The 23,245-nt window shown below is 31.5% G+C and carries 25 protein-coding genes and 1 tRNA gene; 17 read left to right on the plus strand and 9 right to left on the minus strand.

Going from position 1 to position 23,245, the window contains the following annotated elements; all coding sequences use genetic code 11:
- Positions 1 to 80 precede the first annotated feature (80 nt).
- From pal to AC8GER_RS01435, 8 genes are all read left to right on the plus strand, one after another.
- Positions 81 to 551 (plus strand): peptidoglycan-associated lipoprotein Pal, encoded by a 471-nt coding sequence (pal, locus tag AC8GER_RS01400; protein WP_506598187.1) that lies wholly within the window; start codon positions 81 to 83, stop codon positions 549 to 551.
- A gap of 83 nt (positions 552 to 634) precedes the next feature.
- Entirely contained in the window at positions 635 to 1,582 is a 948-nt protein-coding gene (gene ybgF / locus AC8GER_RS01405) for a tol-pal system protein YbgF (protein ID WP_506598188.1), read from the plus strand.
- Positions 1,554 to 2,888 carry a tRNA lysidine(34) synthetase TilS gene (tilS, locus tag AC8GER_RS01410; RefSeq protein WP_506598189.1) on the plus strand — a complete coding sequence of 445 codons (1,335 nt, stop codon included), beginning with the start codon at positions 1,554 to 1,556 and terminating at the stop codon, positions 2,886 to 2,888. Before ybgF ends, tilS begins: the two co-directional genes overlap by 29 nt.
- A 43-nt stretch (positions 2,889 to 2,931) precedes the next feature.
- Positions 2,932 to 4,830 carry an ATP-dependent zinc metalloprotease FtsH gene (gene ftsH, locus AC8GER_RS01415; protein ID WP_506598190.1) on the plus strand — a complete coding sequence of 633 codons (1,899 nt, stop codon included), beginning with the start codon at positions 2,932 to 2,934 and terminating at the stop codon, positions 4,828 to 4,830.
- A gap of 15 nt (positions 4,831 to 4,845) precedes the next feature.
- Entirely contained in the window at positions 4,846 to 5,910 is a 1,065-nt protein-coding gene (gene folP, locus AC8GER_RS01420) for a dihydropteroate synthase (RefSeq protein WP_506598191.1), read from the plus strand.
- A 2-nt stretch (positions 5,911 to 5,912) separates the two neighbouring features.
- Entirely contained in the window at positions 5,913 to 7,250 is a 1,338-nt protein-coding gene (gene glmM / locus AC8GER_RS01425) for a phosphoglucosamine mutase (protein WP_506598192.1), read from the plus strand.
- Positions 7,251 to 7,252: 2 nt separating this feature from the next.
- Positions 7,253 to 8,047, plus strand: a complete 795-nt coding sequence (thiD, locus tag AC8GER_RS01430; RefSeq protein ID WP_506598193.1) for a bifunctional hydroxymethylpyrimidine kinase/phosphomethylpyrimidine kinase — start codon at positions 7,253 to 7,255, stop codon at positions 8,045 to 8,047.
- 39 nt (positions 8,048 to 8,086) lie between these two features.
- A complete protein-coding gene (locus AC8GER_RS01435) occupies positions 8,087 to 9,376 on the plus strand; it encodes an adenylosuccinate synthase (protein WP_506598194.1) in 1,290 nt (429 codons plus the stop codon).
- Here the strand turns inward: AC8GER_RS01435 and rpoH are convergent.
- From rpoH to AC8GER_RS01450, 3 genes are all read right to left on the minus strand, one after another.
- Positions 9,366 to 10,265 (minus strand): RNA polymerase sigma factor RpoH, encoded by a 900-nt coding sequence (gene rpoH / locus AC8GER_RS01440; protein ID WP_506598195.1) that lies wholly within the window; start codon positions 10,263 to 10,265, stop codon positions 9,366 to 9,368. The genes AC8GER_RS01435 and rpoH overlap by 11 nt on opposite strands.
- 38 nt (positions 10,266 to 10,303) lie before the next feature.
- Complete coding sequence (locus AC8GER_RS01445) at positions 10,304 to 11,287, minus strand: RluA family pseudouridine synthase (RefSeq protein ID WP_506598196.1); 984 nt, start codon at positions 11,285 to 11,287, stop codon at positions 10,304 to 10,306.
- Between the two features lie 12 nt (positions 11,288 to 11,299).
- Positions 11,300 to 11,374, minus strand: a tRNA-Arg gene (locus tag AC8GER_RS01450).
- Positions 11,375 to 11,464: 90 nt separating this feature from the next.
- Here AC8GER_RS01450 and AC8GER_RS01455 point away from each other — a divergent pair.
- Genes AC8GER_RS01455 through AC8GER_RS01465 form a run of 3 tightly spaced genes read left to right on the plus strand, consistent with a single transcriptional unit; the run spans position 11,465 to position 14,267 of the window.
- Complete coding sequence (locus AC8GER_RS01455) at positions 11,465 to 12,562, plus strand: Re/Si-specific NAD(P)(+) transhydrogenase subunit alpha (RefSeq protein WP_506598197.1); 1,098 nt, start codon at positions 11,465 to 11,467, stop codon at positions 12,560 to 12,562.
- Positions 12,562 to 12,864 (plus strand): proton-translocating transhydrogenase family protein, encoded by a 303-nt coding sequence (locus tag AC8GER_RS01460; RefSeq protein ID WP_017969508.1) that lies wholly within the window; start codon positions 12,562 to 12,564, stop codon positions 12,862 to 12,864. The genes AC8GER_RS01455 and AC8GER_RS01460 overlap by 1 nt, the downstream gene beginning before the upstream one ends.
- Positions 12,864 to 14,267, plus strand: coding sequence for an NAD(P)(+) transhydrogenase (Re/Si-specific) subunit beta (locus tag AC8GER_RS01465; protein ID WP_506598492.1), 1,404 nt, complete (start codon positions 12,864 to 12,866; stop codon positions 14,265 to 14,267). Before AC8GER_RS01460 ends, AC8GER_RS01465 begins: the two co-directional genes overlap by 1 nt.
- Positions 14,268 to 14,275: 8 nt before the next feature.
- On the opposite strand, the gene AC8GER_RS01470 is transcribed toward AC8GER_RS01465, so the two are convergent.
- The 3 genes from AC8GER_RS01470 to AC8GER_RS01480 are packed head-to-tail and all read right to left on the minus strand — an operon-like array spanning position 14,276 to position 16,753.
- Positions 14,276 to 15,070: an ABC transporter permease gene (locus AC8GER_RS01470; RefSeq protein WP_029167509.1), complete on the minus strand. Its 795-nt coding sequence runs from the start codon at positions 15,068 to 15,070 to the stop codon at positions 14,276 to 14,278.
- A complete protein-coding gene (locus AC8GER_RS01475; RefSeq protein ID WP_506598198.1) occupies positions 15,070 to 15,804 on the minus strand; it encodes an ABC transporter ATP-binding protein in 735 nt (244 codons plus the stop codon). The genes AC8GER_RS01470 and AC8GER_RS01475 overlap by 1 nt, the downstream gene beginning before the upstream one ends.
- The gene (locus AC8GER_RS01480; protein WP_506598199.1) at positions 15,797 to 16,753 is read right to left on the minus strand and encodes an L-threonylcarbamoyladenylate synthase; all 957 of its coding nucleotides are present in this window, start codon (positions 16,751 to 16,753) and stop codon (positions 15,797 to 15,799) included. Before AC8GER_RS01480 ends, AC8GER_RS01475 begins: the two co-directional genes overlap by 8 nt.
- Before the next feature lie 44 nt (positions 16,754 to 16,797).
- Here AC8GER_RS01480 and AC8GER_RS01485 point away from each other — a divergent pair, with 44 nt between their 5' ends.
- The 3 genes from AC8GER_RS01485 to dxs are packed head-to-tail and all read left to right on the plus strand — an operon-like array spanning position 16,798 to position 19,849.
- Positions 16,798 to 17,052, plus strand: coding sequence for an exodeoxyribonuclease VII small subunit (locus AC8GER_RS01485; protein ID WP_506598200.1), 255 nt, complete (start codon positions 16,798 to 16,800; stop codon positions 17,050 to 17,052).
- Positions 17,053 to 17,054: 2 nt separating this feature from the next.
- Positions 17,055 to 17,939: a polyprenyl synthetase family protein gene (locus AC8GER_RS01490; RefSeq protein WP_506598201.1), complete on the plus strand. Its 885-nt coding sequence runs from the start codon at positions 17,055 to 17,057 to the stop codon at positions 17,937 to 17,939.
- Complete coding sequence (gene dxs, locus AC8GER_RS01495) at positions 17,939 to 19,849, plus strand: 1-deoxy-D-xylulose-5-phosphate synthase (RefSeq protein ID WP_506598202.1); 1,911 nt, start codon at positions 17,939 to 17,941, stop codon at positions 19,847 to 19,849. The genes AC8GER_RS01490 and dxs overlap by 1 nt, the downstream gene beginning before the upstream one ends.
- Before the next feature lie 95 nt (positions 19,850 to 19,944).
- Here dxs and AC8GER_RS01500 read toward each other — a convergent pair whose 3' ends face one another.
- Genes AC8GER_RS01500 through hisI form a run of 3 tightly spaced genes read right to left on the minus strand, consistent with a single transcriptional unit; the run spans position 19,945 to position 21,411 of the window.
- Positions 19,945 to 20,325, minus strand: coding sequence for a DUF2237 family protein (locus tag AC8GER_RS01500; protein ID WP_506598203.1), 381 nt, complete (start codon positions 20,323 to 20,325; stop codon positions 19,945 to 19,947).
- Entirely contained in the window at positions 20,318 to 20,953 is a 636-nt protein-coding gene (locus AC8GER_RS01505) for a putative 2OG-Fe(II) oxygenase (RefSeq protein WP_506598204.1), read from the minus strand. The genes AC8GER_RS01500 and AC8GER_RS01505 overlap by 8 nt, the downstream gene beginning before the upstream one ends.
- Positions 20,953 to 21,411: a phosphoribosyl-AMP cyclohydrolase gene (hisI, locus tag AC8GER_RS01510; protein WP_017970263.1), complete on the minus strand. Its 459-nt coding sequence runs from the start codon at positions 21,409 to 21,411 to the stop codon at positions 20,953 to 20,955. The genes AC8GER_RS01505 and hisI overlap by 1 nt, the downstream gene beginning before the upstream one ends.
- 67 nt (positions 21,412 to 21,478) lie before the next feature.
- Between hisI and folE the strand changes: the two genes are divergently transcribed.
- From folE to AC8GER_RS01525, 3 genes are read left to right on the plus strand one after another with little or no spacing between them, the layout of a single operon-like run.
- Positions 21,479 to 22,084, plus strand: a complete 606-nt coding sequence (gene folE / locus AC8GER_RS01515) for a GTP cyclohydrolase I FolE (protein WP_506598205.1) — start codon at positions 21,479 to 21,481, stop codon at positions 22,082 to 22,084.
- Positions 22,085 to 22,252, plus strand: coding sequence for a zinc-finger domain-containing protein (locus AC8GER_RS01520; RefSeq protein WP_017970265.1), 168 nt, complete (start codon positions 22,085 to 22,087; stop codon positions 22,250 to 22,252).
- Positions 22,245 to 23,243: an MDR family oxidoreductase gene (locus AC8GER_RS01525; protein WP_506598206.1), complete on the plus strand. Its 999-nt coding sequence runs from the start codon at positions 22,245 to 22,247 to the stop codon at positions 23,241 to 23,243. Before AC8GER_RS01520 ends, AC8GER_RS01525 begins: the two co-directional genes overlap by 8 nt.
- The last annotated feature ends 2 nt before the right edge of the window (positions 23,244 to 23,245 follow it).

A 23,245-nucleotide genomic window follows, 5' to 3' on the forward strand; every position in this document is an offset into this window, starting at 1 on the left:
AAACTAACTTATTAGTTGCATTATTCATCTTATTCAAATATCAACGTAAATTCAGAAAATTAATAAACAAAGGAATAATAATGTTATTTAAAAATCTAAATAAAGTTTCACTAGCTCTAGTAATGACTTTATTCTTGGGTGCTTGCGCAACACAACAAGCAACTACAAAAGGCGACGATGCTTATACTGGAACAGAAACAGTTAAATTCTTAGCGGATGGAGTTCCAGATAGAGTATTTTTTTCAACTAACAAATCAGAACTAACATCAGCTGCAACAACAACTCTTGGCAAACAAGCTACTTATTTAAAAGCAAATCCAACTTTAAATGTAGTTCTTGAAGGTCATGCCGATGAAAGAGGAACAAGAGAATATAACTTAGCCCTTGGCGAAAGAAGAGCGACAGCTGCTAAAAACTATTTAATCAGCAATGGTGTTGCTGCTAATAGAATTAAAGTTCTTAGTTATGGTAAAGAAAAACCTGCTAATCCAGCATCAAATGTTTTAGCTTGGTCACAAAACCGAAGAACTGTAACAGTTAAAACTAATTAATACTAAAAACTTCATAAAAGACCCTAATGAGAAATTCATTAGGGTCTTTTTTTTGCCATTTAAATTAAATAAAATGAGTAAATATGTTTTTTAAAAATAGATTCTTATTACAAATCTTAGTTATTATTTTTTTTGCAAACATGTCTTTTGCACAACAAGACAAGACGAATGAATTAATAGATAGATTAGAAAAAATCCAAAAAGATATTCAAACTTTAGAAAAAGCTGTTTATAGCAAGAACGCCGCTCTACCATCAGACAATGTTGTCGTGAATGAAGCTTTAACTAGACAGTTAGCTAAAATTTCAGAATTAGAAAAACAAATTCAACAAGCAACATCAAAATTTGAAGAAAATAATTATAAACTTCAACAGTTATCAGATAGATTAAACAAAATTTCAAATGATAGTCAATTAAGATTTCAGCAATTAGAAAGTAACAGAGCTATTAGTGAAAAAGTTAGCGCTCCTAAAGAAGTGATTTTAGAAAAAGCTCAGACGGTAAAAAAAAATGAAACTAATATTTTAAATTCTGAAGAAGTTAACAAAGAAGAAGAAAATGTTATTCAGGAACAGCCAACCAAGTCAGAAAATATTAAATTAAAAGAAAAAGTTAACAAACCTAAAACAAAAGTTTTGCCAAAAGTTTCAATCGCAGAGCAATATAAATATGCAACGAATATTATGAAAAGTGGAGATTTTGAAAAAGCAGAAATTGCTTTTAAAGAATTTGTAGACACTCATTCAAAGCATGAACTCGCAGGAAGCGCACAATTTTGGTATGGAGAAACTTTTTATATTAGACAGCTTTATGAAGATGCAGCTGCAGCATTCCTAGAGGGTTACCAAAAATATCCCAACAGCCCAAAAGCTCCTGAAAATTTGTTAAAATTAGGTGTAACACTTGCGGAGCTTGGCGAAATTGAACAAGGTTGTAAGATGATCATTAATTTAAAAAAGGCCTATCCTAAGACTGATGCTTCAATCTTACAAAAATCATCTTATGAAAAGAAAAGATTTAACTGCAGTTAGTCTTAAATTATTAGAAGATAAAAAAGTAAATCATATTTATTTTAGTTTCAGAGAAAAAATTTCATCTTTTATTGGCAAAGAAAAATTTGCAATCGCAGTATCAGGAGGTAGCGATAGTCTAGCTCTAAGTGTACTTGCAAAGTTATATTCATTAGAAAATGATAATGATTTTGTATCTTTAATTATTGATCATAAACTAAGAAAAGAATCTGCTGAAGAAGCAAGAGTAACTTATAAAAATTTAACTCAGAACAAAATCAAGGCTAAGATTTTAACTTATCAAGGTGAAAAATTTTCTTCTAATATTCAAAAAAAAGCAAGAGATCTAAGATATGATTTATTTGAAAAATATTGTGCAAAAAATAAAATCAAATTTTTAATTCTTGCGCATCATCAAGACGATTTAATTGAAAATTTTTACATAAGATTAATTAGAGGCAGCGGCATTAAAGGCTTAACCTCCTTACAAAATATTTTTGAATATAATAAAAATTTTTATCTTTTAAGACCCTTATTAAATTTTAATAAACAGGAACTGTTAAGTGTAACTAAAAAATCTTATTCATCTTGGATTGAAGATCCATCAAATAAGAATGATAAATTTTTAAGAGTTAGAATTAGAAAAATGCAGACAAAGTTACAGAAAGAAGGGTTTGATCCTAAACGTATTATTAAAACTATTGATAACCTAAATACTGCAAAAAATTCATTAGATTTTTATATTTTTAAGTCTGAGAAAAAATATTTAAACTTTTATAAAGAAGGTTATGCAACGTTAAAGTCTTCTATTTTTAATAATGAAGCACAAGAAGTAATCTTTAGAGTTATTATTAAAGCAATTCATTTTGTCTCAGGAGAGTATTATCCGCCACGATCAGATAGTTTAAAAGGTTTAATGAAAAATTTATTAGCAAAATCTTTTAAATCTTCCACTTTGGGTGGATGTTTAATTGAGACAAATAAAAATATAATTTCATTTTATAGAGAAGACAGAAATGTTGCGGTCGAAACTTTAAATAAAACAAAACAAAAAACAAATTGGGACGATCGTTTTTTAGTTAATAAAAATTTTAATAACCAACAACAATTTGTTGTTAAAAAATTAGGCAATCATGGAATTGAATATTTAAGAAAAAATAAATTTAATGATTATGGTAATAAAATTCCAGTTCATGCAAAAAAAACGTTACCGTCTTTTTGGAATAATGAAGGGCAGTTGTTATTTGTTCCTTTTGTTAATTTTAAGAATAAGAAATACAACATTAAAAACGATAGTTTTACAGTGTGTTTTCTTAGATTTATTTGAGAATACCACTTGTTTATTCTATAATAATGGTTACTTTTAAATTATGAATTTGCGTAATTTAATGATGTGGGGCGTAATCGTTCTACTCGTTTTAGGCTTATATAATCTTTTCCAAAATCCAGGTTCAGTCACTGGAAAAACTGAAATGCCTTTTTCTACTTTTTTAACGGAAGTAGATAAAGGAAATGTAGTTTCAGTTGATATTAGAGGAAGTGAAATTTCTGGAAATTTTAGAGACGGCAAAGGTTTCAAAACTTATTCACCAAATTACCCAAATCTAGTTGAAAAATTATCAGCAAAAGGAGTCGCAATCACAGCGGGGCCTAGAGAAGAAAAAGGACCTTCGTTGTGGGGAATAATATTGTCATGGTTTCCCATGTTGCTGCTTATTGGTGTATGGATATTTTTCATGCGTCAGATGCAAGGCGGCAAAGGTGGAGCTATGGGATTTGGAAGATCAAAAGCAAAATTACTCACCGAAGCTCATGGCAGAGTTACATTCCAAGATGTTGCTGGAGTTGAAGAGGCAAAAGAAGAATTAGAAGAGATTGTTCATTTTTTAAAAGATCCTAGAAAATTTCAAAAATTAGGAGGAAGAATTCCAAAAGGAGCTTTGCTTGTTGGACCTCCAGGCACAGGTAAGACTTTATTAGCAAGAGCGATTGCAGGAGAGGCAAATGTTCCTTTCTTTACAATTTCAGGATCAGATTTCGTTGAGATGTTCGTTGGAGTTGGAGCGTCTAGAGTTAGAGACATGTTTGAGCAAGCAAAGAAAAGTGCTCCTTGTATAATATTTATAGATGAAATTGATGCTGTCGGCAGAAGTAGAGGAGCTGGCTTAGGTGGAGGTAACGATGAAAGAGAGCAGACGTTAAATCAGTTACTTGTTGAGATGGATGGGTTTGAAACTAATGAAGGCGTGATTTTAATTGCAGCAACTAACAGACCAGACGTTTTAGATCCTGCTCTATTAAGACCAGGTCGTTTTGATAGACAAGTTGTTGTATCCAATCCAGACATCATTGGTAGAGAAGCTATTTTAAAAGTGCATCTTAAGAAAATTACAACTGGGCCAGATGTAAATCCTAAAGTTATTGCTAGAGGTACACCAGGTTTTTCAGGTGCTGATCTTGCAAATATTGTAAACGAGTCAGCATTACTTGCTGCAAGAAAAAACAAAAGAATTGTTACCATGTCTGATCTTGAAGAAGCTAAAGACAAAGTCATGATGGGAGCTGAAAGAAGATCTATGGTTATGACGGAAGAAGAAAAAACATTAACTGCTTACCATGAAGGCGGACATGCAGTTGTTGCTTTGTATGAGCCAACATCAGATCCAATTCATAAAGCAACAATTATTCCAAGAGGTAGGGCTTTAGGAATGGTCATGAGACTGCCAGAAAGAGATCAGTTATCTATAACTAGAGAAAAAATGTTTGGTAATATCTCTGTTGCTATGGGAGGTAGAATTGCAGAAGAAATGATATTTGGTTATGACAATGTAACCTCTGGAGCTTCATCTGACATTGAAATGGTTACAAAAATGGCAAAAAATATGGTTACCAGATATGGAATGAGTGATCAGTTAGGACCTATTGCTTATCAAGAAAATGAAGAAGAGGTATTTTTAGGAAGATCTGTATCAAGAACGCAGAATGTTTCCGAAGAAACTGCTAAGAAAATTGATTCAGAAGTTAAAAAAATTGTTGAAGCTGGTTATGCAAGAGCTAAAAAAATATTAGCAGAGAAAGTTGACGAACTTCATAAAGTTTCAAAAGCTTTATTAACTTATGAAACATTATCAGGTGAAGAAATTAAAAAAATAGTATTTGAAAATGTTTATCCAAAACGCCTATCTGGAAAAGAAGAGGCCAGTTCTACAAAGAAAAAACTAGGTAGCGCCTTAGGAGCAATAGGTTTAAAGCCTAACACGCAAAGTTAATCTAACTTTTCTTTCATGAAGAGTATTTATATAAGGCCAACCAATGTTGTCTTTGGTCAAAGGGCTAATTATTTTATTCAAGAAGAAACTGCTAAAAGCCTTTGTGGATTGGAAGATGTGGGTTTTTTATCAGTAGAAATTTTAAAAAGACAATCTGACGGACATACAGTTGAAGAATATAGCGTTCTAGAATTAGAAAAATTAGATTTTAGAAATGAAATTGAGAGTGATTTAAATAAAATAAGTTCAAAAAGAAATAATATTTTTAATTTAAATTTTAACGATCCTATTTTGATGGGAGTTTTAAATGTTACACCGGATAGTTTTTCTGATGGGGGAAAATATAATACCACTTTTAGAGCAATTGATCATGTTAAGAGCATGATTGATTCAGGAGCTCATATTATTGATGTTGGCGGAGAATCGACAAGACCGGGCGCAAAATCTGTTAGTGTACAAGATGAAATTACAAGGGTATCAGACACAATTCAATTGATAAAAAAAAAATATCCAAATCAATTAATTTCATTAGACACAAGAAAATCCAAAGTAATGCAACACGGCATAAGTATAGGAGTGGATATATTAAATGATGTCTCAGCATTAGATTTTGATCAGCAATCTTATCAAGTTGTAAAAGATTCAGGAAAACAAATTATTTTAAATCATTCACAGGGCACACCCGAAGATATGCAAAATAATCCGACTTATGAAAATGTATTACTAGATATTTTTGATTATTTTGAAAATAAAATTAAATTTTTAAAAGATAATGGAGTTAAGGATGAGCAAATTATTATCGATCCAGGAATAGGTTTTGGAAAAACTTTAGAACATAATTTAGAAATTATTTCTAAGATTTCAATATTCCACAGTCTTGGTTATCCAATTATGGTTGGCCCTTCGCGAAAAAGTTTTATAGGAAAAATTATGGGCGAAAAAGATAATCCACAAAGATTAGGAGGCACAATAGCCTCTGTTTTATATTCTTATTTGCAAGGTATTCAGCTATTTAGAGTTCATGATATACAAGAAACGAACGAAGCTCTTAGAGTTTATTCGCAATTTTTAAAGAAATAATAATGAAAAAGTATTTTGGAACTGACGGCATTAGAGGAGAAGTTAACAAAGGCAACATTACTGGAGAAATGTTTTTCAGATTTGGTCTTGCTGCAGGAACATATTTTTCCAATCAAAATAAACAACGCCACAAGGCAATCATTGCTAAAGACACTCGTTTATCAGGCTACATGCTAGAACCCGCTTTAGTTTCAGGACTTATTTCTGCTGGCATGGACGTTTTGCTTTTAGGGCCATTACCAACAAACGGACTTGCTATGTTAACAAAATCTATGAAAGCAGATCTTGGAATTATGCTAACTGCATCACATAATCCTCATACAGACAATGGCTTAAAACTTTTTGGCCCCAATGGAATGAAGCTTTCCGATAAAGTTGAAAAACAAATTGAAAAATTAATAGACGACAAAGTTGAAAAATATTTAGTAAAACCAAACCTATTAGGCAGAGCTAAAAGACTAGAAGATGCTACCGAAAACTATATAGGAATATTAAAAAATATTTTTCCAAAATCATTTAATTTATCTGGAGTAAAAATATTTCTTGATTGCGCAAATGGAGCTTCTTATAAATCAGCACCAGCCTTACTTAGAGAATTAGGAGCTGAAGTTATCGCCATTGGAATAAATCCGGATGGATTTAATATTAACAAAAATTGCGGGTCAACGCATCCAGAGCTTATTCAACAATCGGTAAAAACTCATAAAGCAGATATTGGCATAGCATTTGATGGCGATGCAGACAGGGTCATTATGTGCGATGAAAAAGGAGAAATTATTGATGGAGATCAAATTATTGCAATGATTGCAAAAAATTGGAAAAAGAAAAAAATTTTAAAAGGCGGTGTCGTTGGAACTTTAATGACTAATTTAGGATTAGAAAATTATTTTAAAAATAACAATATTAAATTTCATAGAGCAGACGTAGGTGATCGGTACGTTAAAGAAAAAATGAATAGCTTGAAATATAATTTAGGAGGAGAACAATCCGGACACATTATACTTGGAAACCTTGCAACTACAGGGGATGGATTATTAGTTGCTTTAGAAGTTTTAAATTCTTTAAAGAATAATGGTAAAGCAAGCAAAGTATTTTCAGTATTTAAAAAAGTTCCTCAAGTTTTAGAAAATATTAAAGTTAAGAATAAAAATATTGTTGAAAATAAATCTCTTAAAGCAAGACTTAATCTGATTAATAAAAATTTAAAACAAGAAGGCAGATTATTAGTTAGAAAATCAGGAACGGAAAATCTTGTAAGAATAATGGTTGAAAGTTTAGATAAGAAATTAATCAAAGATACTGTGACTGAAGTTAAAAAACTAATAATAAATTACGCATAACATTGAAACTAAAGTCCAAGTTATTAATTATTGCAGGCTCAGATTCTAGTGGAGGAGCTGGTATTCAAGCAGATATTAAAACAGCAACTTCGCTTGGTGTTTATGCAATGACAGCAATAACTGCAATTACCGCTCAAAACACAACAGGTGTAAAATCAATTGTATCTATTTCACCAAAAGAAATTTTCAATCAAATTTCATTTTCGGTACAGGATATACGACCAAATTCTATAAAAATTGGGATGTTGCATAATGTGGGTGTGATCAAAGAAGTTATTAGAGCTATCAAAAAACATAAATTAAAAAATATAGTAATAGATCCTGTAATGGTTGCAAAAGGAGGGCATAGATTAATTAGTAATAGTTCTATTAACTATTTAAGAAAAAAATTATTACCTTACGCATTATTAGTAACACCTAATATTCCAGAGGCCGAAACTCTAATTAAAAAAAAAATTAAAACTTTAGAAGATGTAATTAAAGCTGGAAATGAAATTTTAAAATTTGGACCCAAGTTTGTTCTTATAAAAGGAGGGCACACTTATAAATCTTTTATCGAAGATGTTTTGATTTCAAAAAATAACATTAAAATTTTTAAAAATAAGAAAATTAAAACTAAAAATACACATGGTACAGGCTGCACTTTATCTAGCGCGATTGCTTCTTTTATTTCTAAAAATTACAATATGAACGAATCGTGTAGACGATCTATTCAATATGTTCATAAAGCAATTTTACTAAATCCAAAATTTGGAAGAGGACACGGGCCAATTAATCATATGGCTTTATTAAATTAAATAATTTAGATCTTTATAAAGATCTTAAAGAATTTACTTATGACAAACGTTGTAGTTGTAGGCTCTCAGTGGGGCGATGAGGGCAAAGGGAAGATTGTGGACTGGCTTTCAGAGCAAGCCGATGTTGTTATTAGATTCCAAGGCGGTCATAATGCAGGTCACACATTAGTTATTAACGGAAAAGTTTTTAAACTAAAGTTGCTTCCATCGGGAATAGTTAGAGGCGATAAAATTTCAATCATTGGAAATGGAGTTGTTATTGATCCTTGGGCACTACTAGAAGAAATTGAAGAGATTAAAAAAAAGGGAGTTGATGTTAATGAAAATAATTTAATTATTTCTGATACTGCAACTTTAATTCTGCCTTTTCATAAAGAAATGGATGAGATCAGAGAAGATGCAGCAAAATCTAAAATTGGAACTACAAGAAGAGGAATAGGACCTGCGTATGAAGATAAGATTGGCAGACGTTCTATTCGAGTTATGGATTTACGTTCGAAAACAAATTTAGAGCAAAGACTTGAAGTTATTTTAGAACATCATAATGCAATAAGAAAAGGATTAAAAAAGAAGATATATAAATCAGATGAATTAATTAATGAATTATTGAAAATTGCACCACAAATATTAAAATTTTCTCAACCGGTTTGGAAAAAAATTGCTGAATATCAAAAATTAAATAAAAAAATATTATTTGAAGGAGCACAGGGAATATTACTTGATGTAGATCATGGAACTTATCCTTATGTAACTTCATCAAATACGGTTGCTGGCACAGCATCAGTTGGTACAGGCTGCGGTCCAAAAACAATTGATTATGTTCTAGGAATTACAAAAGCATACACGACAAGAGTCGGAGAAGGTCCTTTTCCAACAGAACTTAAAGATGCAACAGGCGAATTAATCGGTCAAAGAGGTCATGAGTTTGGAACTGTAACTAACAGAAAAAGAAGATGTGGTTGGTTTGATGGAGTTCTTGTTAAACAATCCGCAACTATCTCAGGAATTACGGGTATAGCATTAACTAAGTTAGATGTTCTTGATACATTGGATGAAATTAAATTTTGCGTAGGCTACAAATTACGCAGTAAAGAAACTGATTTTTTCCCAAGTGCATCAGAAGATCAATTTGCAGTAGAGCCTATTTATAAAACTTTTGAAGGCTGGAAGTCTGAGACAAAAGGAATAAGAAATTACAAAGAATTGCCGGAGAAAGCAAAAATTTATATTGCAGCCATTGAAGATTTTGTGGGCGTTAAGATTGCAAGCATTTCAACAAGTCCTGAAAGAGATGACACGATTTTTGTTGAAGACCCTTTTAATGCGTAATGAAAGGTTTTGTTTTAATATTCTCTAACATTGCTTTTTGAACTTTCTCAAAAGCTCTATTTTCGATTTGTCTTACTCTTTCTCTACTTATTTTATATTTTTGACTAAGCTCCTCTAAAGTTTTTGGCTCATCAATAAGTTTTCTGTCATATAAAATTTCTTTTTCTCTTTCATCTAAAACTTTTAAAGCTGTTTGTAATAATGCATGTTTTTGATCTAATTCTTGACGTTGAGAAATCAATAGTTCCTGATCAGCATTTTCGTCCACAATCCAATCCTGCCACTGACCACTTTGTTCTTCATCTGAAATTTTAGCATTTAAAGATTGTTCTTGTCCTGCCATTCGTCGGTTCATTGAAATAACTTCATCTTCATTCACATCTAGTCGATTTGCTATTTCTTTAACATGAGCTGGAGTCATATCCCCACTTTCAATGGCAAAAATTTGGTTTTTTAATTTTCTAAGATTAAAAAATAATTTTTTTTGGGCAGCAGTTGTTCCAATTTTAACCAAACTCCAAGATCTTAAAATATATTCTTGGATAGAAGCTTTAATCCACCACATTGCATATGTTGCAAGTCTAAATCCTCTTTCAGGATCAAATTTTTTAACTGCTTGCATTAAACCAATGTTTCCCTCAGATATTAATTCTCCAACAGGAAGACCATAACCCCTGTAACCCATTGCAATTTTCGCAACTAATCTTAAATGACTTGTAACTAAAGTGTGAGCTGACTCTCTATCTCCTTTTTCACGCCAATTTTTTGCAAGAATATATTCTTGCTGTGGCTCTAACATTGGAAATTTCCTAATTTTTAATAAATAAGAATTTAAACTTCCCTCAGGCGTAAGAGTTGGAAGATTAGAATTTTTTTCAATTTTTTCCATGATATTTATGTGGGTATTATAACTCGTATAACAAGATATTAAAACTTAAGCTTTTTGATTGTTTTTAGTAGATTCTCAAAATCTTTTGGTTTTTCACATTCAAATTCTATTTCTTTCTTAGTGGTCGGATGAATAAATCCAATAGATTTTGCATGTAAAGCTTGTCTTTTAAATCCTTCTAATAGTTCTTTAAATTCAGGATCAATATCTCTGATAAATTTATTTTGCTTTCCATAAATTTGATCACCAATAATAGGATTGCCATGAGATGAAAGATGAACGCGGATTTGATGAGTTCGTCCTGTCTCTAGTCTGCATTCAAGAAAGCTCATATCAGGAATTTTTTTACCTGTGAAAAATTCTATAGTTTTGTAATTTGTAACAGCATCTTTTCCTCTAGAAGTATTGATACTCATTTTTTTTCTATTAAATTTACTTCTGCCAATCATAGATGATATTTGTCCAGAGCTTGGTTTCATTCTTCCGTAAACAAGAACTTCGTAAACTCGTTTGATAGTATGTTCTGCAAACTGTTTTGATAAAAAAATATGAGAGTTATCATTTTTTGCAACCACTAACAGACCGCTAGTTCCTTTATCAATTCTATGAACTATACCTGGTCTTAATTCTCCACCAATGGTTGAAAGTTTATTTTTACAATGAAACATAAGAGCATTTACTAAAGTGTTATCAAAGTTTCCCGCACCAGGATGAACAACCATTTCAGGAGATTTGTTAACAATTAATAAATCAGCATCCTCGTAACGAATATCTAGTTTAATATCTTTTGCTGAAATATTAACTTCCTTAGGCTCAGGTATTGAAACTTCTACAATATCAGAAGATCTTATTTTAATAGAAGCTTGAGTTATTTGTATTTTATTAATTTTAACAAAACCTTCATTAATAATATTTTTAATTCTTGTTCTACTAATTTCTGGGATTAGAACAGCCAGAGCAGAATCTAAGCGTGTATTATTTTTCTCTTCTGTTATTTCAAATTTATATTCGTTAGTAGACATGATTAGTAATTTTGGTGGTCTTGCTAGGACTTGAACCTAGAACTCTAGTTTCGAAGACTAGGATGATATCCATTTCACTACAAGACCGTGACTTAATGTTTATTATTCAACCATAAATTAGCAAAATTGAGAGTCTAGGACTAGAAGATTTTGTTAATTTATTATAAGTTAATTAAGATGATATTAGGATCTGTAGTTGATAGCGACATAAACGAAAAAAGAATAGCAATTTCGCCGGATACAATTAAAAAATATATTACTAGTGGTTTTTCAGTACAGCTTGAAAAAGATTTTGGAAAAAATTCTAATATTGATGATAATGAATTACAAAAACTAGGAGCCAAAATCTTAAACAAAGAAGAAATCTACAAAACTTCAGACATCATCGTTAAAATTAATTGTCCAAGCGATTCTGAAATTTTACTAATAAAAGAAGGCGCGGTATTAATCGGTAGTTTTTTTCCTTACCTAAATAAAGATAGAATTAATAAACTTCTAAAAAGAAATATAAAAATATTTTCTTTAGAATTACTTCCAAGAATAACTAGAGCCCAGTCTATGGATATTCTGTCGTCCCAAGCAAATTTAGCTGGCTACAAAGCGGTAGTAGATTCCGTTTACGAATATAACAAAGCAGTTCCAATGATGATGACAGCCGCTGGAACAATAACACCTGCAAAATTCTTTATAATAGGCGCAGGAGTTGCTGGACTACAAGCTATTGCTACTGCAAAAAGATTAGGAGGCGTTGTGTCAGCAACAGATGTTAGGCTTGCTTCAAAAGAACAAGTTGAGAGCTTAGGTGGAAAGTTTGTTTTTGCTGAAAGTTCAAAAAATTTAGAGACAAGTGGCGGTTATGCAAAAGAGTTAGATGAAGAAGACAAAAAGAAACAGGAAGAATTGCTAAAAAATACAATTAAAAATCAAGATATTGTTATTTGCACTGCATTAATTCCAGGCAAGAAAGCTCCAAGAATTGTTACAGAGGAAATGGTTAAATCAATGAAGAGTGGCTCTATTATTTGTGATTTAGCTGTAGAGCAAGGTGGTAATTCAGCTTTCTCTGAGCCTGGGAAAATCGTAGTTATAAATGGAGTAAAAATTATAGGACATAAAAATTTTCCAAGTAGAATTTCAGAAAGCGCATCAATTTTATTTGCAAAAAATGTTTTAAATTTTTTAGAAATAATTTATGACAAAGTTGAAAAAAAATTAAAGATAGATGAAAATGATGAAATTATTAAAGCAGTTTATATTAATAAGGAGATTAGCTAATGGAAATTGATCCAATTATTTTTAGATTTGCGATTTTTATTTTATCTATTTTTGTAGGCTATTATGTAGTTTGGAGCGTAACTCCAGCGTTACATACTCCCTTAATGTCAGTGACCAATGCAATTTCATCAGTAATTATAGTTGGAGCTTTAGTTGCCGTAGGTTTATCTCCAATCACACAAGGCTTTTTTGGAAAGTTTCCAGGAATTCTTGGAATTTTACTTGCCTCAGTAAATATTTTTGGTGGCTTCTTAGTTACCCAAAGAATGCTGAAAATGTATAAAAAAAATAAAAAGAAATGATTTCAGCAAATATTACAGCAACATTGTATTTAGTAACTGGCATATTGTTTATTATGGCCTTAAGAGGACTTTCTTCTCCAGAAACTTCAAGAACAGGAAACTTTTTTGGAATTCTAGGAATGTCACTTGCTATAGTTGTTACTCTTTTATCTCTCGGGGACATTCAGCAAATTAAAGAAAATATTTTTTATATTTTAATTCCAATCATTATAGGAGGATTGATAGGAGGATTGATTGCATTTAGAGTATCAATGACAGCAATGCCACAACTAGTCGCTGGCTTTCATAGTTTAGTTGGTCTTTCAGCAGTACTTGTAGGGATAGTAGCATTTTATAATCCATCTTCATTTGGAATAGGCCAAGTTGGAAATATCAAAGTTTTATCTTTAATCGAAATGTCATTAGGAGTTGCAATTGGAGCTATTACATTCTCTGGTTCTTGTATTGCATTTTTAAAGCTCCAAGGATTAATGTCTGGAAGTCCTATAACATTTAAAGGTCAGCATTTTATAAACTTATTAATAGGGTTATTAATAATATTTTTAATATTTTATTTTACAAAATTACAATCTGAAAATTTATTTTGGGCCATTATAATTATTTCAATTCTAATTGGTTTTTTAATTATTATTCCAATTGGAGGAGCAGATATGCCTGTTGTGGTTTCCATGTTAAATTCTTATTCCGGTTGGGCTGCTGCTGGAATTGGTTTTACCTTAGAAAATATTGCTCTTATTATTACAGGAGCTTTAGTTGGATCTTCAGGGGCCATTCTTTCTTATATTATGTGCAAAGGGATGAACCGTTCATTATTTAATGTAATTCTTGGTGGATTTGGTGGCGATACGTCATCTACAACTGTTCAAAAAAATGCCAAACCAGTTAAACAAGGAGGCGCTGATGATGCTGCTTTTTTGATGAAGAATGCATCTTCAGTTATTATTGTTCCAGGTTACGGAATGGCAGTAGCACAAGCACAGCATGCGCTTCGTGAAATGGGTGATAAATTAAAAAAATTAGGTGTTAAAGTTTCCTATGCAATTCACCCGGTAGCAGGAAGAATGCCAGGACATATGAATGTTTTATTGGCGGAAGCTAACGTGCCATACGATGAAGTATTTGAACTTGAAAATATTAATAATGATTTTTCAAATACAGACGTTTCATTTGTCATTGGTGCAAATGATGTAACTAACCCTGCAGCTAAAACTGATCCTAAGAGCCCAATTTTTGGTATGCCAATTCTTGATGTTGAAAAATCAAAGTCTGTATTATTTGTAAAAAGAGGAATGGCGGCAGGCTACGCTGGAGTTGATAATGAATTATTTTATAGAGATAATACTCTTATGTTATTTGCCGATGCTAAAAAAATGGTCGAAGAAATTATAAAAAATTTAGATTAATAATTAATTTATTCACCAGTGTTAATAAGACCGCCTCGTTTTCTAGCTCCCTCGAAAGATACTAAAAAAACGATAACAGCAATTATTGCATAAATTATATTTAAGATAATTGATTTTATAAAATAGTTACTATTAAAATTATTACTAAATAAGACTTCACGCATTCCCTCAAATACATAGGTTTGTGGAAATGATAATGAAAGCCATCTAATCCATTCTGGCAGTGTCTCAACGGGATAATAAACTGCACTTAATGGAGCTAAAGTAAAAATAGCTCCCCACGCTAAACTTTCCGCCGCAACACCAAAACGAATAATTGCTGCTATAATAAATATTCCAAGTATCCACCCTGTCATTAGTAAACTTGTAAAGAAAAACATAAGACTAAGTCCCATTTGAAATAATGAAAAAGAATAAAGGGGTATAGCGAGAAGAGCAGCAGGAATCATTGCAATTGTCGTTCTTATAAAACTTATGGTCATTAATGACAAAACTAACTCCAATGGTCTAAGTGGGCTGACAAATAATTGCCCTAAGTTTCTAGACCAAATCTCTTCCAAAAATGAAATAGAAAAACCTAATTGGCTTCTAAATAAAATATCCCATAACAAAACACCTGCAATTAAAACTCCACCAATTTGAATAATTGTGTCATTAGAGTTTGTTAAATGTTTTGAAATTAAGCCCCATAAAATCATTTGAAATGTTGGCCAATACATCAGTTCTAAAATTCTAGGAAAAGAAGTTTTAATTAAATAAAAATATCTAACGACCAGTGCAAAAATTCTAACTAAAGATTTCATTAATTATTCTTGTCCCTTGCAATTTTAAGAAAGACGTCTTCTAATTTTTTCTTTCCATATTTTTTTAATAGACTGTTAGGAGTCCCTTGGTCAGTAATTCTTCCATCTTTCATCATAATTACAGAGCTACAAAGCCTAGTAACCTCTTCCATGTTGTGACTTGCTAATATGATTGCTGTATTATGAGTTTTACAAAATTTTTCAAAAAAGGTTCTAACTCGATCAGCAGTATCTGGATCAAGTGAAGCGGTGGGTTCATCAAGAAATAGTATCTCGGGGTCATTAATTACTGCTTTACCTAAGGATACTCTTGTTTTTTGACCGGAAGATAATTCTCCAACTTTAATGTCAAGCAAGCCAGTAAAATCTAATTCTTTGGCAACGTCTTTAATTTTTTGATTTATATTTTTAATTCCATATAGCATTCCATATACGTACAGATTTTGTCTAACTGTTAATTTTTTTGGTAAATCAACGTAAGGAGATGAGAAGTTAATTTTATTTAAAATCTTATATCTGTCTTTTGAAATATCCGTTGATAATATTTTAATACTTCCTGATGTTGGTGTTAGTAAGCCTAACAACATTGTGATCGTTGTAGTTTTGCCGGCGCCGTTTGCTCCTAAGATACCTTTTATCTCTCCTCGCTTTAGATCAAAGGAAACATTTTTAACCGCGTGATGATTTCTAAATTTCTTTGATAAGTTCCTAACTTCAATTATATTTTCACTCATAGTATGCAGCTCTTTTTAATCTCTCATTAATTGCTTTGCCCAAATCTTTATTAGGAATTTTATTAACGCTAATGGATTTAAATTTTTTATTTTTAATAATTCTTAAAGTATTAAAGAAATTTTTAGCAGCTTCTTTTAAATTTCCCCCAGTACTTAAGTTAAAAGCATTCTGATTACCATAATTTTTGTTACCAAATGTTATTAAAGCTCCATTTTCAGTAGCCTTTTCTCTGTTCATATAAATAGGCATACCAGGAGAATAATGAAGACCAATTTGACCTGGAGATTTAATAATTTTATTTTGGTTCTCAGATAATTTTATTTTTAAAAATTTACCAATAATTTCAGAAGAAAGTCCTCCTTCCCTTAATATTTTTGGTTTAGTTGTTAAATCTATAACCGTTGACTCAATTCCAATTTTGCAAGCGCCACCATCAATAATCATTCCAATTCTACTACCAAATTCTTCAGCAACATGTTTTGCCGTTGTTGGACTTAAAGATTTTGATCTATTGGCGCTCGGTGCAGCAAGTGGACATTTCAGAATATTTAATAATTTAATTGTATTTTTTTCACTTGGAATTCTTACCGCAATTGTAGCAAGACCCTTGTTTGCAAGCTTTGATATTTTAGAACTACTTCTTTTTTTTAAAACATAAGTTAAAGGACCAGGTGAAAATTTTTTAACAAGTCTCAGAAAATTTTTGTTAATAACCGCCTCTTTTTTTATCTGTTCAATATTTTTAAAGTGAATGATTAAAGGATTATTAATTGGGCGTTTTTTTAAAGAAAAAATCTTTTTTACAGCCTTGGTATTATAAGCATTTGCAGCAAGGCCATATACAGTCTCTGTTGGGATCGCAACTACGTCTCCTATTTCTATGGCAACCTTGACTTTGCTTAGATTATTGTTTGTAGGTTTATAAATATTTGAATAGATATTTTTCATTAATTATTTAATATAAAAGAGTAATTCTTAAAAATAATACTTATATGAAAAAATCTAATATTTCTCCAGATATTACAAAGCTGTCTTTTGAAGAAGCGTTGGAGCAGTTAGAAGATATTGTTAGCAAGTTAGAAGACGGTTCTATTAATTTAGAAGAGTCCATCCAAGAGTACACTCGCGGCGTTCATCTTAAAAATCACTGTGAAACTAAATTAAAAGAAGCCACTTTAAAAGTAGAGCAAATCACTATTGATAAAGATGGTAAATTTTCAACTAAAGAATTTAATAAAAATTCTTAAGTATGAAAGATACTGAGAGAAGAATAACTAAAGTTGCTAAAGACGTTGATATTTTTTTAAAAAACTTTCTAAAGCAAAATCAGCAAAATAACAAACTCTTTGAAGCCATGAAATATGGTTTATTCTCAGGAGGAAAAAAATTTAGATCTTATTTAATTATTTCTTCAGGAAAATTATTTAATTTAGATTATAGAAAATTAATTACTATTAGTGCGGTAGTTGAGTGTATCCATTCTTATTCACTAATTCATGATGATTTACCAAGTATGGATGACGATGATTTTAGAAGAGGAAAGAAAAGCACACATAAAGTTTTTGGAGAATCTACAGCAATACTTGCGGGTAATTCTTTATTAACTTTAGCTTTTGAAATTTTAACTTCTAATAAAATAATTTCAAATCCAAAATCAAAATCTGATTTAGTTTATGCATTGGCATCTTCATCTGGTTATACTGGAATTGCAGGAGGACAATTTTTAGATCTAAAATTTGAAAAATTAAAAGTTAGCAAAGATTCAATAGTGGATATGCAAAACAAAAAAACAGGTGAGTTGACTAGTTTTTGTTTAGAGAGTGTTGCTATTTTGGCAGGCAAAGAAACAGAGAGAAAATTTTTAAAAAAAATAGGTCTTGATATTGGCTTGTTATTTCAAATTACTGATGACCTTTTAGATGTATTTGGAGATACGAAAAAAATTGGCAAACCCACAAGAGCAGATAAGAAAAAAGGTAAAGCTACAATCATTAAAAATCTTGGAGTTAATAAAGCCATTGAATTTTCTTACCAGTTAGCAGACGGTATTACTGAAAAATTAAAAAATAGATATGGAACAAGGGCGGATAGCTTGATAGATTCTGTAAACTTTTTATTAAGAAGAGACCACTAATGCCAAATACACCATTACTTGATAAGATTAAGAATCCTCAAGATTTAAAAAAATTACAAGTATCAGAATTAAAAACACTAGCTAAAGAACTTAGAGAAGAACTAATAGATGCAGTTTCAGTTACAGGAGGACATCTCGGTGCTGGACTTGGTGTTGTCGAGTTAACTATTGCAATTCATTATCTTTTTGACACTCCAAAAGACAGATTAGTTTGGGATGTTGGCCACCAAGCTTATCCTCATAAAATTTTAACAGAACGAAGAGATAGAATTAGAACTTTAAGAAAAGGAGGTGGACTGTCAGGATTTACTAAAAGATCAGAAAGTATTTATGATCCATTTGGTACAGCTCATAGCTCTACTTCAATATCAGCATCATTAGGAATGGCAGTTGCAAGAGATCTAGATGATAGAAATAATAATGTAATTGCTGTTATTGGTGATGGAGCGATGAGTGCAGGGATGGCTTATGAGGCCATGAATAATGCAGGTTCTATGAAATCAAGATTAATTGTTATTCTAAATGACAACGACATGTCTATTGCTCCACCCGTTGGTGCAATGAGATCGTATCTTGCAAAATTATTATCAGGAAAAACTTATATAGGATTTAGAGGATTTTTAAAAAAAGTTGCTTCATTATTTCCAAGATCAATCAAAACTAGAGCTGCAAGATTTGAAGAATACTTTAGAGGCCTTGCTGTTGGCGGAACTTTATTTGATGAATTAGGTTTTTACTATGTAGGCACTATTGATGGACATGATTTTGATCAGCTAATTCCAGTATTAAAAAATGTCAGAGACTCAAGTCATAAAGGACCTTTTTTAGTTCATGCCATTACTCAAAAAGGAAAAGGTTATACACCAGCTGAAAATTCAGATGATAAATATCATGGTGTTACTAAATTTGATGTTGTTACAGGGGCACAAGTAAAATCAACGGTTAACACTCCAGCATTTACAAAAGTTTATGGTGATACACTTGCTAAACATGGTGAGCTAGATAGTAAAATTGTTGTAATCACAGGAGCAATGCCATCAGGAACAGGCGTTGATATATTTGCAAAAAAATTCCCAAAACGTACCTTCGATGTTGGAATTGCAGAACAACATGCTGTTACATTTGCAGCGGGACTTGCAACAGAAGGGTATAAACCTTTTGCAACGATCTATTCAACATTTTTACAAAGAGCTTACGATCAAGTAGTGCACGATGTTGCTATTCAAAATCTGCCAGTTCGATTTGCAATTGATCGAGCAGGGTTAGTTGGTGCAGATGGACCAACTCATGCAGGTTCATTTGATATTACTTATCTTGCAACACTGCCAAACTTTGTAGTTATGGCACCAAGTGATGAAGCGGAACTTGTTCGAATGATTAATACTGCAGTTACTATTAACGATAGACCCTCTGCATTTAGATATCCAAGAGGAAATGGTTATGGTGTTGAACTTCCAAGTATTAAAGAAACAATTGAAATTGGAAAAGCAAGAATTATTCAAGAAGGAAAACAAGTTTGTCTATTAAGTTTAGGAACACGTCTTGAAGAGTGTAAAATTGCAGCTAGCGAATTAAAGAATAAAGGAATCTCGACTACGATTATTGATGCAAGATTTGCAAAACCATTAGACAAACAGTTAATTTTAAAATCTGCAGAAAATCATGAAGTTCTAATCACTATTGAAGAAGGTTCTATTGGTGGATTTGGTTCACACGTTGCAAATTTATTAGCTGAAAATGGAATCTTTGATAAAGGACTTAAATTTAGATCAATGATACTTCCCGATGTATTCATTGACCAAGATACACCAGAGAGAATGTACGACGTTGCAGGCCTAAATGCTAAGCACATCGCTCAAAAAGTTTTAAAAGTATTCTTTAGTAAAGATGGAATAAGAGTTATTAAGTAAGTTTTAATAAATATCCACATACACCCTTAAAAGTAGAAAATTTGATTCAAAATGGAATCAAAAGGGAATCAAAACGTGAACATTGGAAAGTCGAATTACGAGATATCCACAGCAAATTTCTTTAGAGTCTCCATAGGTATGATTTCTAAAGTCTTCATATGAGTTCTGCGAATATAAATCTTACATCCATGACCAGCATCAATTGCGCGTTTTACCCAACTTGCGCAAACACACCAATTGTCTCCATCTTTTAATCCTTCAAATCCAAACTCAGGATGAGGTGTAATTAAATCATTACCGTTTTCTTTGCACCAATTTAGAAAGTCACCATTCACTTTTGCGCAGACACAGTGCACACCTACATCCGTTTTATCTGTGTTGCATGAACCGTCACGAAACCAACCAGTCACCGGATTCATTGAACAAGGCTCAATATCTTCACCAAGGACATTTTTTTGTTTTGGAATTTTATTCATGCTTAAACACATTTGCTATTTTTTGATCAATTTCAGCATTAAACGAGAATGATCTTCGTTCCTCACCAGATTGAAAAGGATAAGCAGTGTGCATTAAATAATTTGGAAATAAAATCATATCAGCTACTTTTGGTTGATGATTATAAATACTTTTATTTAAAAAGGCTCTTGAGCCATGAATGAAATCAATTGTACCATGGGTTTTAAGATTGTGCTTATGAGATCTTGTATCTTCATTTAAAGATTTTGGAATTTTTAAATAACCAACACCTGAAATGTGTCCATCATGATAATGAATGGGGTTATATTCATTTTCAAATTGTCGAACTACCCAAACATTATTAATTTTAAATTTAGTAATTTTTTTGTTAGTAGATTTTTCAATATAGCTTTTAGTAATTTTGAATAAAAAACTTTTTAAGTATTTGTTAACAAAAATTTTTGGAAGCTGTAGTTCTTGACTTACCTGTCCGACTAATTCTTTACTATAATCAAATTTTTTTGAAAGATTTTGACTATCTGCAATTCTATCAATCTCTTTATTCATTTTATTAATGAGATTTTTTGGAATTTTTAATCTTGCAATTCTTGGACCGAACGGAGCCAAGACATTTACATTATTTGTCATTATAGTTTTGTTGGATTAGGTTGTCCTTTATAAACAATATTCGGATTAAATTTTTTTCTTTTCTCTTTAAATTTTAATTTAATATTCTTTTTAGTTTTAGTGGGTACCGATCTATAAAAACAAGATCTATAACCTACATGACAACTTGCACCTTGTCCAATGTCTACAGTAATCCACACCGCATCTTGATCGTCATCAATTCTAATATCTTTTACTTTTTGAACAAAGCCACTCGTCGCACCTTTATGCCATAAAGCTTTTCTTGATCTGCTCCAATAGAAAGCTTCACCAGTTTCAATTGTTTTTTGTAATGCAAGTTTGTTCATAAATCCGTGCATAAGAACTTCTTTAGTTTTATAATCAGTAGTGATCACTGGTATTAAGCCATCCTTGTTGAATTTAGGGCTTAAATACTTGCCTTCTTCTACTTGCTTAATTGAGGTTCTTTTTTTAAACATTTATGAAAATTAATTTGTTCTAAGCGTTTAGTATATTATAACCTAACAAAAAATATAATCACTTTTAATGAACGTTACTGATTTAATAAAAAGGAAGTTAGAAAAAACTGTTACCAGACAACAGGCTGAAGAGGCTATTAAAGTTTTGCTAGCTTGGGCAGGGGAGAATCCTAAAAGAGAGGGTTTGATTGATACGCCAAAACGAGTAGTTAAAGCTTTTGAAGAATATTTTTCAGGCTATTTAATAGATCCTTATAAAGATTTAGAAAAAACATTCGGTGATGTTGAGGGGTACGATGATATGGTTATTCAGAAAAATATTTCAATTTACAGTCACTGCGAACATCATATGGCACCCATCATTGGTATTGCTCATGTAGCGTATATTCCGCATGAAAAAGTTGTTGGTCTTAGCAAACTTGCAAGAGTAGTTGAGGCGTATTCTAGAAGATTGCAAACTCAAGAAAGATTAACAATGGAAATTGCAAATACAATATTTAAAGGTTTAAAAGCACAAGGAGCAGCCGTAAGTATCGATGCTGTACATCATTGTATGACTTCTCGAGGAATTAAAAAACATGAAGCGACTACTGTTACAAATTATTTTACAGGTGTATTTAAAGAAAGTCATAATCTTCAAAATCGTTTCCTACACTATATCGGTCAGAAATAAATGTTAGATCAAGTCGTTGTTGATGCAGATATAGAATCCGTATCGTGCAATGGAGGAGACGATGATATTGGGCATCCAACTGTTTATTATAATTTTGGTGAAAAATCTGAAGTTGTTTGCGGTTATTGTGGAAAAAAATTTTTAAAGAAAAAAAACAATCATGAGTAATTTTAAAGCAATCGTTCTAAATAAAACTGGCGATCAATTTACAAGAGAAGTTAAAAGTATAGACAAAAGCTTTTTAATTCATGGAGATGTTTTAGTTAAAATTGATTATTCAGACTTTAATTATAAAGACGGAATGATTTTAAAGAATGGCGGAAGTTTAGTTAAAGATTATCCTCATATTCCAGGAATAGATTTTGCAGGGACCGTTGAAGAAAGCAAAAGCGAAAAATTTAAATCAGGTGATAAAGTTATTTTAACAGGCTGGAGAGTAGGTGAGATTTATTACGGTGGCTATTCTCAGTATGCTAAAGTTGACGCAAATTTTTTAGTAAAAGCTCCAAAAGATATTTCAACTAAACATGCCATGGCAATTGGCACTGCAGGCTTTACTGCTCTACTATGTTCCTTTGCAGTTCAAGCAAGAGAGACAATATTATTAGGTGAAAAAGTAAATGATGTACTTGTAACGGGAGCAACTGGCGGAGTTGGTAGTGTGGCCGTGATGATTTTGTCAAAGATGGGTTATAAAGTTCATGCCCTAACAGGAAAGAAAGATAAGACAGACTTTTTAAAGAAATTAGGAGCAAGTGTTGTCATTGATAGATCAGAACTTGAAGGTGAAACAAGACCTTTAGATAAAGGGTTTTGGGATTGTGTCGTTGATACTGTGGGTGGCAAAGTTTTAGCTAAAGCTTTAACGCATACTAAGCCTAATGGAATTGTTGCTGCATGCGGACTTACTAATAGTTTTAAATTAGAAACGACCGTTATGCCTTTCATCATTCGTGGTGTTAAACTATGGGGAATTAATTCTGTTGATACACCAATGAAAAGAAGAGAATTTGTTTGGTCACAAGCTGCAAGCTTAATTGATACGAAAAAATTAGATGAGATTACAGAAGTGTGGAACATGTCAAAACTTTTAAGTTCTTACGAGAAAATATTAAAAGGAGAAGTTGCAGGTCGAGTAGTTATCGACGTTAATCAATAATT

Source organism: Fontibacterium abundans (SeqCode) (genome assembly GCF_965235095.1).
In the GTDB taxonomy this organism is placed as follows: Bacteria; Pseudomonadota; Alphaproteobacteria; order Pelagibacterales; family Pelagibacteraceae; genus Fontibacterium; species Fontibacterium abundans.